At 61.1% G+C, this 14,678-nt stretch carries 10 protein-coding genes; all 10 read left to right on the forward strand.

Annotation, left to right across the window (positions count from 1 at the left end; genetic code table 11):
• Positions 1-370: 370 nt before the first annotated feature.
• The 10 genes from AB4Z20_RS20205 (at position 371) to AB4Z20_RS20250 (ending at position 14,666) form a co-directional block, all read left to right on the forward strand.
• Positions 371-1,687 carry a nucleotide sugar dehydrogenase gene (locus AB4Z20_RS20205; RefSeq protein ID WP_214512381.1) on the forward strand — a complete coding sequence of 439 codons (1,317 nt, stop codon included), beginning with the start codon at positions 371-373 and terminating at the stop codon, positions 1,685-1,687.
• Positions 1,688-1,787: 100 nt separating this feature from the next.
• Positions 1,788-3,269, forward strand: coding sequence for a mannuronan synthase (gene alg8 / locus AB4Z20_RS20210; RefSeq protein WP_003205316.1), 1,482 nt, complete (start codon positions 1,788-1,790; stop codon positions 3,267-3,269).
• Positions 3,270-3,304: 35 nt separating this feature from the next.
• Positions 3,305-4,474, forward strand: a complete 1,170-nt coding sequence (locus AB4Z20_RS20215; RefSeq protein ID WP_214512380.1) for an alginate biosynthesis protein Alg44 — start codon at positions 3,305-3,307, stop codon at positions 4,472-4,474.
• A gap of 15 nt (positions 4,475-4,489) precedes the next feature.
• Positions 4,490-5,974: an alginate biosynthesis TPR repeat lipoprotein AlgK gene (algK, locus tag AB4Z20_RS20220; RefSeq protein WP_309475803.1), complete on the forward strand. Its 1,485-nt coding sequence runs from the start codon at positions 4,490-4,492 to the stop codon at positions 5,972-5,974.
• A gap of 5 nt (positions 5,975-5,979) precedes the next feature.
• On the forward strand, positions 5,980-7,470 hold the full coding sequence (locus AB4Z20_RS20225) for an alginate export family protein (protein WP_253478657.1): 1,491 nt from the start codon (positions 5,980-5,982) through the stop codon (positions 7,468-7,470).
• A gap of 26 nt (positions 7,471-7,496) precedes the next feature.
• A complete protein-coding gene (gene algG, locus AB4Z20_RS20230; protein WP_253477854.1) occupies positions 7,497-9,086 on the forward strand; it encodes a mannuronan 5-epimerase AlgG in 1,590 nt (529 codons plus the stop codon).
• Positions 9,087-9,097: 11 nt separating this feature from the next.
• Complete coding sequence (locus AB4Z20_RS20235) at positions 9,098-10,546, forward strand: alginate O-acetyltransferase (RefSeq protein WP_214512377.1); 1,449 nt, start codon at positions 9,098-9,100, stop codon at positions 10,544-10,546.
• Between the two features lie 11 nt (positions 10,547-10,557).
• On the forward strand, positions 10,558-11,694 hold the full coding sequence (locus tag AB4Z20_RS20240; protein ID WP_258689283.1) for a mannuronate-specific alginate lyase: 1,137 nt from the start codon (positions 10,558-10,560) through the stop codon (positions 11,692-11,694).
• Between the two features lie 219 nt (positions 11,695-11,913).
• The gene (locus AB4Z20_RS20245) at positions 11,914-13,479 is read left to right on the forward strand and encodes an MBOAT family O-acyltransferase (RefSeq protein WP_253477856.1); all 1,566 of its coding nucleotides are present in this window, start codon (positions 11,914-11,916) and stop codon (positions 13,477-13,479) included.
• Positions 13,480-13,490: 11 nt separating this feature from the next.
• Positions 13,491-14,666: an alginate O-acetyltransferase gene (locus tag AB4Z20_RS20250; protein WP_442090487.1), complete on the forward strand. Its 1,176-nt coding sequence runs from the start codon at positions 13,491-13,493 to the stop codon at positions 14,664-14,666.
• The last annotated feature ends 12 nt before the right edge of the window (positions 14,667-14,678 follow it).

Here is a 14,678-nt window from a genome sequence, read left to right on the forward strand (position 1 = left end):
TTTGGATCCACCTTATAAAGGACAGGAGATAACGCACCATTACTATCCCCTACAAGGCCAAGGCTGCGCCCCTATAACGTGCTCACCCGAGCACACAAGCTTCTGATTTTGTGGGCTTTTGCCAGGGATCAGGGGTGAAAGACTTTTTGCACGAGCGTTCTTGATTTACAGGGACTGGCTGCATAACAGGGCAGGTCATAACAACTAGGCCGCTTTGCGCACAACTTGAGTGCACTTATTTAGACACTCGGAACTTAGTATGCCTGCACACGGCACTGTGGCGCCTGCATTCCACACTTCCGAGTGCTCGATGACCGCTGAACACTATTAACTCCGGCCATTTAATGGCGTGAAAACAGAGGTAAATGCGATGCGCATTAGCATATTTGGTTTGGGTTACGTCGGTGCAGTATGTGCCGGTTGCCTGTCTGCACGGGGCCATGATGTAGTTGGCGTAGATGTCGCCAAAGACAAAATCGACATGATCAACGCTGGCAAATCGCCAATCGTTGAACCGGGTCTTGGTGAGCTGTTGGCGCAAGGCATTCAAACAGGCCGACTGCGCGGCACGACCAACTTCGCCGAAGCCATTCGCGATACTGACTTGTCGATGATTTGCGTCGGTACTCCGAGCAAAAAGAACGGCGACCTGGAACTGAACTACATCGAGGCAGTGTGCCGCGAGATCGGTTTTGTCCTGCGTGACAAGACCACCCGCCACACCATCGTAGTGCGCAGCACCGTATTGCCGGGCACTGTGGCAAACGTTGTCATCCCGATCCTGGAAGACTGCTCCGGCAAGAAAGCCGGCGTCGATTTCGGTGTCGCAGTGAACCCTGAGTTCCTGCGCGAAAGCACCGCGATCAAAGACTACGACCAGCCGCCGATGACCGTTATCGGTGAGTTCGACACCGCCTCCGGTGACGTTCTGCAGTCGCTGTACGAAGAGCTCGATGCGCCGATCATCCGCAAGGACATCGCCGTCGCCGAGATGATCAAGTACACCTGCAACGTGTGGCATGCCACCAAGGTGACCTTCGCCAACGAGATCGGCAACATCGCCAAGGCCGTCGGCGTCGATGGTCGTGAAGTGATGGATGTGGTCTGCCAGGACAAGACTCTGAACCTGTCCCAGTACTACATGCGCCCAGGCTTTGCCTTCGGCGGTTCCTGCCTGCCCAAGGACGTTCGCGCCCTGACCTACCGCGCCGGCACCCTGGACGTGGAAGCGCCACTGCTCAACTCGCTGATGCGCAGCAACGAGTCCCAGGTACAGAACGCCTTCGACATCGTTTCCAGCCACGACAAGCGCAAAGTCGCCCTGCTGGGCCTGAGCTTCAAGGCCGGCACCGACGACCTGCGTGAAAGCCCACTGGTAGAACTGGCGGAAATGCTGATCGGCAAGGGTTTCGACCTGAAGATCTACGACAGCAACGTCGAATACGCCCGCGTCCACGGTGCGAACAAGGATTACATCGAGTCGAAGATCCCTCACGTCTCGTCCTTGCTCAACTCCGACTTCGACTCGGTGATCGACAGCTCCGACATCATCATCCTGGGTAACCGCGACGAGAAGTTCCGCGCGCTGACCGAAAACGTACCGGAAGGCAAGCAGGTCATCGACCTGGTCGGCTTCATGTCCAAGGCCACCAACCCGAGTGGCCGGACCGAAGGCATCTGCTGGTAAGTCTGTTTGCCGGCCGGGGCATGCTCCGGCCGGCCTTTCGCCTGCCTTAACCCATCGGGCCGCCCACAAGGCCCGCCCGAGATAGAGACGGATGCAGATTATGCACAGGCTAAAGCACGGCCTGCTTCAGGCCGCCGGTTGGCTGTTTTACTTGAGTTTATTGATGGGCATCGCCATGGCGCTGCCCACGTCCACGTTCGACTCCGAATCCAAGGACTTCATCTTCCTGATCGGCGCCGTGGGCATCTGGCGTTACTCCATGGGAGCAACGCATTTCGTGCGCGGCATGATCTTCCTGTACATCGTCTACCCGCACCTGCGCCGCAAGGTACGCAAGCTGGGCAAGGCGGCGGATCCGTCCCATGTGTACCTGATGGTCACCAGCTTCCGGATCGATGCGCTGACCACCGCCCAGGTGTATGGCTCGGTGATTCGCGAGGCCATCGAATGCGGGCTGCCCACCACCGTGGTCTGCTCCATCGTGGAAATGTCCGACGAACTGCTGGTCAAGAGCCTCTGGGCCCGCATGAACCCGCCAGCGCGGGTCAAGCTGGACTTCGTGCGTATCCCTGGCACCGGCAAGCGCGACGGCCTGGCCTACGGTTTCCGCGCCATCTCCCGCCACTTGCCGGACGACCGCGCCGTAGTAGCGGTGATCGACGGTGACACCGTGCTCGCCGAAGGCGTCGTGCGCAAGACCGTGCCGTGGTTCCAGCTGTTCGGCAACGTCGGCGGCCTGACCACCAACGAGTTCTGCGAAGTGCGCGGCGGCTACATCATGAGCGAATGGCACAAGCTGCGTTTCGCCCAGCGTCACATCAACATGTGCTCCATGGCCTTGTCCAAGCGCGTGCTGACCATGACCGGCCGCATGTCGGTGTTCCGCGCCACCGTGGTCACCAACCCGGACTTCATCGCCGACGTGGAAAGCGACTCGCTGCAACACTGGCGCCTGGGTCGCTTCAAGTTCCTGACCGGCGATGACAAGTCGAGCTGGTTCAGCCTGATGCGCCTGGGCTACGACACGTTCTACGTGCCCGATGCGGCGATCAACACCGTTGAACACCCGCCGGAGAAGAGCTTCATCAAGGCCAGCCGCAAATTGATGTTCCGCTGGTACGGCAACAACCTGCGGCAGAACTCCCGGGCACTGGGCCTGGGTCTGCGTCGTCTGGGCCTGTTCACCTCGGTGGTGCTGTTCGACCAGCGTGTGTCGATGTGGACGTCGCTGCTGGGCCTGACCGTGGCACTGATCGCCAGCTTCAAGTACGGCACCGCGTTCATCCTGGTGTACCTGCTGTGGATCGGCATCACGCGGTTGATCCTGACCCTGTTGCTGTCGTGTTCCGGACACCGGATCGGCCCTGCCTACCCGGCGATTCTCTATTACAACCAGATCGTCGGTGCCCTGGTGAAGATCTACGTGTTCTTCCGCCTCGATCAACAGTCCTGGACCCGCCAGCCCACCCACCTGACCCGTGATCTCGCCAGCTTTCAACGTTGGTTCAACACTTGGTCGTCTCGGACCATGACCTTCTCCGCCGGCAGCATTTTTGTTGCCGTGCTGCTGACGATGGTCTGACCGGACTTGAATGAATTAACTAGGAAATCGCCCCTATGAACACCGCCGTGAATGTCAACGTAGTGCATGAATCCGAAGCCCAGCGCCAACACGCCCGGGTCAAAATCCCGGCCAAGCTGCGCTTCTTCGGTCCTGACCGTACGCCGATGGAAGTCAAGGTCCTGGACCTGTCCGCCGGCGGCCTGAGCTTCAACGCCGGCCAGATGCCCCTCAAGACCGGAGAGTCCTACAAAGGTCGCCTGCAGTTCGTCATCGACAACCTTGGCCTGGCCATGGACGTGGAATTGCAGATCCGTTCCTACGACCGCCAGACCGGCCGCACCGGTTGCCAGTTCCAGAACCTGGAGCCTCGGGACATCTCGACACTGCGTCACATCATCACCTCGCACCTGGCCGGCGACATCGTCGGTGTCGGCGACGTGCTGGCGACCCTGCAGCGCGATAACTTCACCAAGGCTCGCAAGCAGAAAGACGCAAACGGTGGCATGAGTGCCTTTGGCCGCCTGCGCGCCGTGACCTTCAGCCTGGGGGTCTTTGTCGTTGGCCTGGCGGCGTTCGGTTTCGTTTTCAAGTCGGTGTACGGCATGTACTTCGTCAGCCACGCCCAGGCCGGCCTGGTGAACGTACCGGGCATGGCCATCACCATGCCGCGCGACGGCACCGTGCAGAGCCTGGTCAAGGCCGACGGCGTGGCTGCCAAGGGCGCCCCGCTGGCGACCTTCAGCACCAGCATGCTCGACGTGCTCAAGGGTCACCTGGACGACAACCAGTTGCAGCCGGCCAAGGTCGAGGAGCTGTTCGGCAAGCAAATGACCGGCACCCTGACGTCGCCGTGCGACTGCATCGTGTCCCAGCAACTGGTCGCCAACGGCCAATACGCCAGCAAGGGTGACGTGATCTTCCAACTGGTCCCACGGGGCACCGAGGCCAACGTCGAAGCGCGTTTCTCCTATCGCCAGTTCGGCGACGTGCGCCCAGGTACGCCTGTCAGCTTCCAGGTTGCCGGCGAAGACACCACCCGTACCGGCAAGATCGTCAGCAGCACCAGCCTGAAAAGTGCCGACCTGTCCTCCGATATCCGTGTGCTGATCCAACCTGACGAACCCCTGGACAGCTCGCTGGCCGGCCGTCCGGTGGAAGTCACCAGCTCCCGTGGCCCTAACCTGAACTGGCTGATCGACAAAGCCATGGCCGTCGGTATTTAAGTCGAGGATATGCCCGTGACCATTATAAAAATCCTGAACACCCCACAGACTCTGTGGGAGCGAGCTTGCTCGCGAAAGGATCAACGCGGTCAGGATGCTATGCCGCAAACTCGTTCCCACATGGGCACACTGTGTGCCCTGGCACTGGCCGTCAGCCTGGCCGGTTGTGCCGGCCTGCCCGATCAACGCCTGGCCAACGAAGCCCTCAAGCGCGGCGACACGGCGCTGGCGCAGCAGAACTACCAGCAACTGGCCGACCTGGGCTACAGCGAGGCCCAGGTGGGCCTGGCTGACATCCAGGTGGACAGCCGCGACCCCGAGCAGATGAGAAAAGCCGAGGCGACTTACCGCGCCGCGGCCGACATCTCGCCACGGGCCCAGGCGCGCCTGGGTCGCCTGCTGGTGGCCAAGCCCGGTTCCACTGAAGCGGAAAAACACGAAGCCGAAGGCCTGTTGAAGAAAGCCTTCGCCAACGGAGAAGGCAACACCCTGATCCCGCTGGCGATGCTGTACCTGCAATATCCCCACAGCTTCCCGAACGTCAACGCCCAGCAGCAGATCAGCCAATGGCGCAGCGCCGGTTACCCGGAAGCGGGCCTGGCGCAGATTCTGCTCTATCGCACCCAGGGCACCTACGACCAGCACCTGGACGAAGTCGAGAAGGTCTGCAAGGCCGCGCTGGCGACCACGGACATCTGCTACGTCGAACTGGCCACGGTCTATCAGAAACGCGGCCAGCCGGAACAGCAGGCCGCGCTGCTCAAGCAAATGCAGGACGGTCACGCCCGTGGCGTCGTATCCGCCCAGCGCGTGGACAGCGTCGCACGTGTCCTGGCCGATGCCAGCCTGGGCAAGACCGATGAAAAGACCGCCCAGTCGTTGCTCGAAGGCATCGCTCCTGGCTACCCCGCTGCCTGGGTCAGCCTGGCGCAACTGCTCTACGACTTCCCGGAACTGGGTGACGTCGACAAGATGATGCAGTACCTGGAAAACGGCCGCGCCGCCGACCAGCCGCGCGCCGAGCTGTTGCTGGGCAAGCTTTACTACGAAGGCAAGTGGGTCCCGGCCGATGCCAAGGTCGCCGAGGCGCATTTCCAGAAAGCCGTTGGCCGCGAAGTGGCCGCCGACTACTACCTCGGCCAGATCTATCGCCGCGGTTACCTGGGCCAGGTGTACTCGCAAAAAGCCCTGGACCACCTGCTCAAGGCCGCTCGCAACGGCCAGAACAGCGCCGATTTCGCCATTGCCCAGCTGTTCTCCCAGGGCAAGGGCACCAAGCCCGACCCGGTCAACGCCTATGTGTTCAGCCAGCTGGCCAAGGCGCAGAACACCCCACAAGCCACCGAGCTTGCCCAAACTCTCGAAGCACAATTACCGCCGCAGCAACTTGCACAAGCCAAACGCCTGCTACAACAAGAGCAGGCCATTCGCGGCGCCATGAGCCCCGATACGCTTGAACTGCAAGCCCTAAAAGAAGATGACGGCGAGGAACCTCTATGAAGCTTTTGAAGCTCAATCCTTTTGTGCAGGCTGGTATTGGCCTGTCGTTTGCCCTGCTGTGGTCCTGTCCGACCCTGGCGGCACTGACCGATAGCAAGAATTTCGGCCTGGAAGTGAAGATCACCGGGCAGTCCGAAGATGACCGTGACCTCGGCACCCAGAGCGGTGGCGACGTCAACGGTGTCGGCCTGGACCTGCGTCCATGGGTCTACGGTGAAAGTGAAAGCGGCGCCTGGAGCGCCTACGCCATGGCCCAGGCCGTGACGTCCAGCGACATCATCGAGACCGACACCCTGCAACAGTCCGATGGCAGCACCCAGCAAACCGACAGCGGTGACCGCGAAGCCAAGAAAAGCTACCTGGCCATGCGCGAGTTCTGGATTGGCTACCGTGGCCTGACCCCCTACCCGGGCGAGCAGTTGAAGTTCGGTCGCCAGCGCCTGCGCAACGACGACGGCCAATGGCGCGACACCAACATCGAAGCCCTGAACTGGACCTTCGACACCACCTTGCTGCGGGCCAACCTCGGCGTTGCCGAACGGTTCAGCGAATACCGCACCGACCTCAAGGAATTGTCCCCCAAGGACAAGGACCGCCTGCACGTCTATGGCGACGTGGGCTACCAGTGGATGCCCGGCCAATGGGCCGGTATCCGTGCCCACCACTCCCATGACAACGGCAGCCTCGACTACCCGACCCCGGGTGAGCCCACCGACACCCTGGACAAGACCCAGAACGGCGACATCTCCTGGCTGGGCCTGGAAGCCAACAGCGACGCCTACAACTGGCGCAACACCAACACCGTCAACTACTGGGCCAGCATCACCGGCATGAGCGGCGAGCGCGACACCGTCAACCCGCTCAACGCCGATGGCACACGCCCGGCGCAAGCCAAGCACAGCGATGACGTGGACGGCTGGGCCACTGACCTGGGTATCCGCCTGCGCCTGGACCCACAATGGCAAGTCGGTGCGGCCTATGCCCGCGCCAGCGATGAGTACCAACAGAACGGCCTGCAAAGCAACCGCTCGAACTTCACCGGCACCCGCTCGCGCGTGCACCGTTTCGGCGAAGCGTTCCGTGGCGAAATGGCCAACACCCAGAGCGCCAGCCTGTTCGGTTCCTGGCAGCTGCGTGACGAATACGACGCCAGCCTTGTGTACCACAAGTTCTGGCGCGTGGACGGCAACAAGCCAGTGGGTAGCAACGGTATCAATGCCGTGGAAAACAACACCGACGACGTGACCGGCGCCATCCTGTCCACCTCGACCCTGCCGCTGAATGATGGCGACAAGGACCTGGGCCAGGAAGTCGATCTGGTCGTCACCAAGTACTTCAAGCAAGGCCTGCTGCCGGCCGCGCTGAGTCAGTCAATTGATGAGCCGTCGGCGCTGGTGCGCTTTCGTGGCGGCGTGTTCAAGCCAGGCGACGCCTACGGCAAAGAGGTCGATTCGTACATGCATCGCGCCTTTGTCGACGTGATCTGGCGCTTCTGATGCGAATGGCCATGGGAGTGCCCGAAATGAACCGCTACCTCAGGAACAGCCAGGCGATGAAAGGTTCGATCAGCCTGTTGGTCGCAGCGATGCTGCTGGCCGGCTCGCCGGCGTTCGCCAACGTTGAACCGGTGGTCAAGCCGGGCAACGTGGCCAAGGGCCTGCAACGGGCCAAGACCTACACCGTCAACAGTGCACCGACCGCGCCACTGGAGCTGGCCAAGCCAACCTTGCCCGACCTCTCCGGCTACACCGCCGAAGCGGCCGCGGCAAAAATTGTCCGCTCCAAGCCCGGCAAGGTCAGTGTGCGCCGGATGATGCAGGAAGACGCCTTGAAGGACTTCATCGGCGGCGACAACAAGATGGCCGAGTGGGTCGTGCGTCAGCACGGCATCCCACAGGCCATCTTCGTCGACGATGGCTACATGAACCTCAAGGAGCTGGCCAAGAAACAGCCCAAGTACATCATCGAATCTTCGCCAGGTGTCTACCTGGCGAAGATTCCGATCGTGGTCGGCCGCAAAGGCATCCTTGAAATCGACAAACAGACCCAGGAATTGCGCATGTCCCAGGAGGGCGGCGCGTTCCTGGTCAACGATGGCCAGATGTTCATCCGCGACACCAAGGTCACGGGCTGGCGTGAAAAGGACAACGGCCCTGCGACCTTCCGTTCACCCAAGGAATTCCGTCCATTCCTGCTGGCCTGGGGTGGCACCGAGACCTACATCGTCAACACCAAGATGGCCAGCTTCGGCTACGCCAACAGTAAGTCGTACGGGGTGAGTATTTCCCAGTACACGCCGAACATGGCCAAGGTCCTCAAGCGCCCGGAACCGACCGGTTGGATCATCGGTTCCGAGTTCTCGGACATGTGGTACGGCTTCTACTGCTACGAAACCCGCGACTTCGTGGTCAAGGGCAACACCTACAAAGACAACATTGTCTACGGCATCGACCCCCACGACCGTTCCCATCGGCTGATCATCGCCGACAACACCGTCTACGGGACCAAGAAGAAGCACGGGATCATTATTTCCCGTGAGGTCAACGACAGCTTCATTTTCAACAACCGCAGCTATGACAACAAACTCTCGGGCCTGGTGATCGACCGTAACAGCGTGAACAACCTGATCGCCTACAACGAGATCTACAAGAACCACACCGACGGCATCACGCTCTATGAGAGTGCTGACAACCTGTTGTGGGGCAACAAGGTGATCAGCAACCGCCGCCACGGCATCCGTATTCGTAACAGCGTGAACATTCGCCTCTACGAAAACGTGTCCATGGCCAACGGCCTGACCGGTATCTACGGTCACATCAAGGACCTGTCCGACACCGACCGTGACATCAAGCTCGACCCGTTCGACGCCGAAGTCTCGCTGATCGTGGTCGGCGGCGAACTGGCTGCCAACGGCAGCGGCCCGCTGTCCATCGACTCGCCGTTGAGCGTCGAGCTGTACCGCGTGTCCATGCTCGCGCCGACCAAATCCAGCGGCATCAGCTTCACGGGAATCCTTGGCGAGCGCCAGGATGAAATTCTCGACCTGCTGGTGCGCCAGCAGAAAGCCGTGCTGATCGACCCCGTCGAACGCCAGACCGAAATGCGGGACTGAGGATGACCTTTATGAACCCAAAGATGATCAAACTCCTGGGCCTGTCCGCCCTGACTGCCGGCATTCTCGCCGCCGCAAGCGGCGCTCGCGCCGATGAAATCAAGGCCCCGAGCTTCACCGCCGAGCCATGCTGCAACCTGTGCCCCGAAGCCCACGACGCGAAGAACTACACCACGCGCTACCAGCAGAACTTCACCACGCTGGTGCAGGCCCAGGGCGACTGGTTGTTCCGGACCCAGGAAGACCTGCGGACCGAATTCAACACCACCCCGGCCGGCTACAAGCGCCTGCAGCAGTTGCACGATGCGTTCAAGGCAAAAGGCGTCGAGCTGGTGCTCGTCTACCAGCCGACCCGGGGCCTGGTGAACCGCAACAAGCTCAACCCACAGGAGAAGGCCGCTTTCGACTATGAGAAAGCCCTGACCAACTACAAATCCATGCTCGGCCGTTTCGCCCAGATGGGTTACGTGGTGCCGGACCTGTCGCCGCTGACCAACGAAAACCTGCCCGAAACCCTGCCGGCCCACGATTTCTATTTCCGTGGCGACCAGCACTGGACGCCATACGGCGCCCAGCGCACCGCCAAGATCGTCGCCGAGAAGGTCAAGCAGCTCCCGGCCTTCGCCGACATTCCCAAGCGTGAGTTCGAGACCAAGAAGTCCGGCCGCATGGGCAAGACCGGCACCCTGCACAACATGGCCGGGCAGTTGTGCGGCACCAGCTATGCGATCCAGTACATGGACCAGTTCACCACCGAGCCTAAGGGCGAGGCAGGTGACGGCGACCTGTTCAGCGATTCCGGCAACCCGCAGATCACCCTCGTGGGCACCAGTCACAGCGGCAAGAACTACAACTTCGCCGGCTTCCTGGAAGAGTCCATCGGCGCCGACATCCTCAACGTAGCCTTCCCCGGCGGCGGTTTCGAGGGCGCGATGATCCAGTACCTGGGCAGCGAAGAGTTCCAGAAGAACCCGCCGAAAATCCTCATCTGGGAATTCTCGCCGCTGTATCGCCTGGACCAGGAAACCATCTATCGCCAGATGATGGCGCTGCTGGACAACAACGGTTGCGAAGGCAAGCCGGCATTGATGAGCAGCAAGACCGCGCTCAAGCCAGGCAAAAACGAATTGATGGTCAATAGCAAGAACATGGATCTGCGTAACGGCAGCCACCAGGTCGACATCCGCTTCGCCGATACCTCGGTGAAAACCTTGCAAGCCACCCTCTGGTACATGAATGGGCGCCACGAGGATATCAAGATCGAAAAACCGGATACCTCCGAAACCGACGGACGTTTCGCCTTCCAGCTGCGCACCGACGAGGACTGGGCTTCGCAAAACCTTCTGGCTGTCGAAGTCCAGGGCCCTGAAGCCGGTAAAGAGCCGCAGCAGATCGAAGCGAAAATCTGTAAACGCAACGCATCTCCGCAAGCCGAACAAACGGCTCAAATCGGACAATGAGGTCTCGTCTCATGACCAGTACCACGCGCACCCGAACGTTGAAAACGCTGCTGGCGCCCTCCCTGCTGACCCTGGCGATGTTCGCCGGGGCCACGCAGGCCGCGGCCCCGCTGCGCCCGCCACAGGGTTACTTCGCACCGATCGAAAAGGTCAAGGCCGGCGAAGCGGCCCAAGGCTGCGACGCCACGCCGACGCCCTACACCGGCTCCCTGCAATTTCGCAGCAAGTACGAGGGCTCCGACAAGGCCCGTGCGACCCTGAACGTGCAGTCGGAAAAAGCCTTCCGTGACAGCACCGCCGACATCACCAAGATCGAGCGTGGCGTCAGCAAGCAAGTGATGCAATTCATGCGTGACGGCCGTCCCGAACAATTGGAATGCACCCTCAACTGGCTGACCGCGTGGGCCCAGGCCGATGCGCTGATGTCCAAGGACTTCAACCACACCGGCAAGTCCATGCGCAAATGGGCGCTGGGCAGCATGGCGTCGGCCTATGTGCGCCTGAAGTTCTCCGAGTCCCGCCCACTGGCCAATCACCCGGAGCAGGCGCAACTGATCGAAGGCTGGTTCAGCCGGATGGCCGACCAGGTGGTCAGCGACTGGGACAACCTGCCGCTGGACAAGACCAACAACCACTCCTACTGGGCCGCCTGGTCGGTGATGGCCACCTCCGTGGCAACCAACCGTCGCGACCTGTTCGACTGGGCCGTCAAGGAATACAAGGTCGGCGTCAACCAGATCGATGCCGACGGTTTCCTGCCCAACGAACTCAAGCGCAAGCAACGCGCCCTGTCCTACCACAACTATGCCCTGCCGCCCCTGGCGATGATCGCCAGTTTCGCCCAGGTCAATGGTGTGGACCTGCGCCAGGAAAACAACGGCGCCCTCAAGCGACTGGGTGACCGGGTGCTGGCCGGGGTAGAAGATCCGGACATCTTCGAAGAGAAGAACGGCGACAAGCAGGACATGAAAGACCTGAAGATCGATTCGAAATTCGCCTGGCTCGAACCGTTCTGCAGCCTCTACACCTGCAGCGAGGATGTGCTGGAGCGCAAGCACGAGATGCAACCGTTCAAGACCTTCCGCCTCGGCGGTGACTTGACCCGGGTGTACGACCCTTCGCGGGAAAAAGGTGAAAAAGGAAGCTGACACCGTGTTCCCTGCCTGGCAGGGAACCTGTGGGAGCGAGCTCGCTCGCGATTGCGGTCTGACATTCACCATGGATGTCGACTGACACTCCGTCATCGCGAGCAAGCTCGCTCCCACAGGGAATGTGGTCTGTTTCGAATGCATTAGCCCCCCGGCTTTCATGGGGGGGTTTGGGGGGGCTCTGGCCCTTGACTGTTGATTCAACATGGAGAGATCGGGATGGTATTTTCATCCAATGTGTTCCTGTTTCTGTTCTTGCCGATCTTTCTCGGCTTGTACTACTTGAGCGGGCAACGCTATCGCAACCTGCTGCTGCTGGTCGCCAGCTATGTGTTCTATGCCTGGTGGCGGGTGGACTTCCTGTTGCTGTTCGCCGGCGTCACCCTGTGGAACTACTGGATCGGCCTGAAAGTCGGCGCCGCCGGCGTGCGCACCAAACCGGCCCAGCGCTGGCTGTTGCTCGGCGTGGCGGTGGACTTGTGCATCCTGGGTTACTTCAAGTACGCCAACTTCGGCGTGGACAGCCTCAACGCGATCATGACCAGCTTCGGTCTCGAGCCGTTCATCCTGACCCACGTGCTGTTGCCGATCGGGATCTCGTTCTACATCTTCGAGTCCATCAGCTACATCATCGACGTCTATCGCGGTGATACCCCGGCAACCCGCAACCTGATCGACTTCGCAGCGTTCGTGGCCATTTTCCCGCACCTGATCGCCGGCCCCGTGTTGCGTTTCCGCGACCTGGCCGACCAGTTCAACAACCGTACCCACACGCTGGACAAGTTCTCCGAAGGCTGCACCCGCTTCATGCAGGGTTTCATCAAGAAAGTGTTCATCGCCGACACCCTGGCGGTGGTGGCCGACCATTGCTTCGCCTTGCAGAACCCGACCACGGGCGATGCCTGGCTCGGCGCCCTGGCCTACACCGCGCAGCTGTACTTCGACTTCTCCGGCTACAGCGACATGGCCATCGGCCTGGGCCTGATGATGGGTTTCCGTTTCATGGAAAACTTCAAGCAGCCCTACATCAGCCAGTCGATCACCGAGTTCTGGCGTCGCTGGCACATCAGCCTGTCCACCTGGCTGCGCGACTACCTCTACATCACCCTGGGCGGTAACCGCAAAGGCACGCTGATGACCTATCGCAACCTGTTCCTGACCATGCTGCTCGGTGGTCTGTGGCACGGCGCGAACATCACCTACATCATCTGGGGTGCCTGGCACGGTATCTGGCTGGCCATCGAAAAAGCCGTGGGCATCAACACCACGCCACGCAGCATCAACCCGATCCGCTGGGCGCTGACCTTCCTGCTGGTGGTGATGGGCTGGGTGATTTTCCGCTCCGAGAACCTGCACGTGGCCGGTCGCATGTACGGCGCCATGTTCAGCTTCAGCGACTGGTCGCTGTCGGAACTGACCCGCGCCAACCTCACTGGCCTGCAGATCGCCACGCTGGTGGTGGCCTACATCACCCTCGCCTTCTTCGGCCTGCGGGACTTCTACACCAACCGCCCACCGGTCAAGACCAAGCCTGAGGTCAATACCGAGGCCAACGGCCCGGCCACCGCACAGCCGGGGATGATCAAGGCCGTACCGGGTGACAATCCATCGACGATCCATGAACCGGGCTACACCGTGGGTGTCGAAGCCCAGGTGCAACCGGCCTACTGGACCGTGGACTGGTCACGCTACGTGATGCGCGCCCTGGTGCTGCTGCTGTTCATCGCCTCGATTCTCAAACTCTCGGCGCAAAGCTTCTCGCCGTTCCTTTACTTCCAGTTCTGAGGGATCTGAACATGACCCGCTCATTACGCATCTTTTACATCGCACTGTTCATGCTGATCCTGACAGCACTGGGCCTGTGGTCGATGCGCAGTTTCTTCGGCTTCAGCACCAACCCCGACGCCACCGTGCTCAACGGGCGCTGGGCCAAGGCCGTGGAAACGCACTACGACGACCAGTTCCCGATCAAGCGCCTGGGCACCAACATCTGGGCTGCGCTGGACTACAAGCTGTTCAACGAAGGCCGCAAAGGCGTGGTCCTGGGCCGCGACCAGTGGCTGTACAGCGACGAAGAGTTCAACCCGATCGTCAACGAAGAGCTGAACCTGCAAGGCAACTACGCGCTGGTCGAAGGCGTGCGCCAGAAGCTCAAGGAACAAGGCGTGACCCTGGTCATGGCGATCGTGCCGGCCAAGGCGCGGCTGTACCCCGAGCACCTGGGTGACGTGAAGCCATCGAGCATTCACGCCAACCTCTACCAGGATTTCCATGCTCGCGTAGCGGCCGACAAGATCCTCGCGCCAGACCTGCTCGGCCCGCTGCAACAGGCCAAGCAAGGCGGCCAGCAAGTGTTCCTGCGCACCGACACCCACTGGACTCCGGAAGGAGCCCAGGTCGCTGCCGAGAACCTGGCCAAGGCCATTGCCGAAGGCACACCGCTCAACGGTGAGCCACAACGCTTCGTCACTGAGCCTGCGGAAAAAATCACCCACAAGGGTGACCTGCGCCAGTTCCTGCCCCTGGACCCGCTGTTCGAAAACCTGATGCCAGCCCAGGAGCCACTGGTCAAGCGCAACACCCGCGAAGCCGACGACAAGCCGGCCGGCGACGACGCGCTGTTCGCCGACGCCCAGGTGCCCGTGGCCCTGATCGGCACCAGCTACAGCGCCAACCCCAACTGGAACTTCGTCGGTGCACTCAAGCAAGCCCTGCACAGCGACGTCGTCAACTACGCCGAAGACGGCCATGGCCCGATTCTGCCGATGCTCAGCTACCTCAAGAGCGATGCCTTCAAGAACAGCCCGCCACAGGTGCTGATCTGGGAGTTCCCTGAACGTTATCTGCCCGTGAACAACGAAATCGGCGACGCCGACCCACAGTGGGTCGCAGAGCTCAAGCAAGCCGGCGCGCGCCAACAGAACGTCGCCGCCAACACCCCATCCGAGACGCCCGACCGGGCGCAAAACTGAAAGAGAGGTCCA

Source organism: Pseudomonas sp. KB_12 (genome assembly GCF_052114545.1).
In the GTDB taxonomy this organism is placed as follows: domain Bacteria; phylum Pseudomonadota; class Gammaproteobacteria; order Pseudomonadales; family Pseudomonadaceae; genus Aquipseudomonas; species Aquipseudomonas brassicacearum.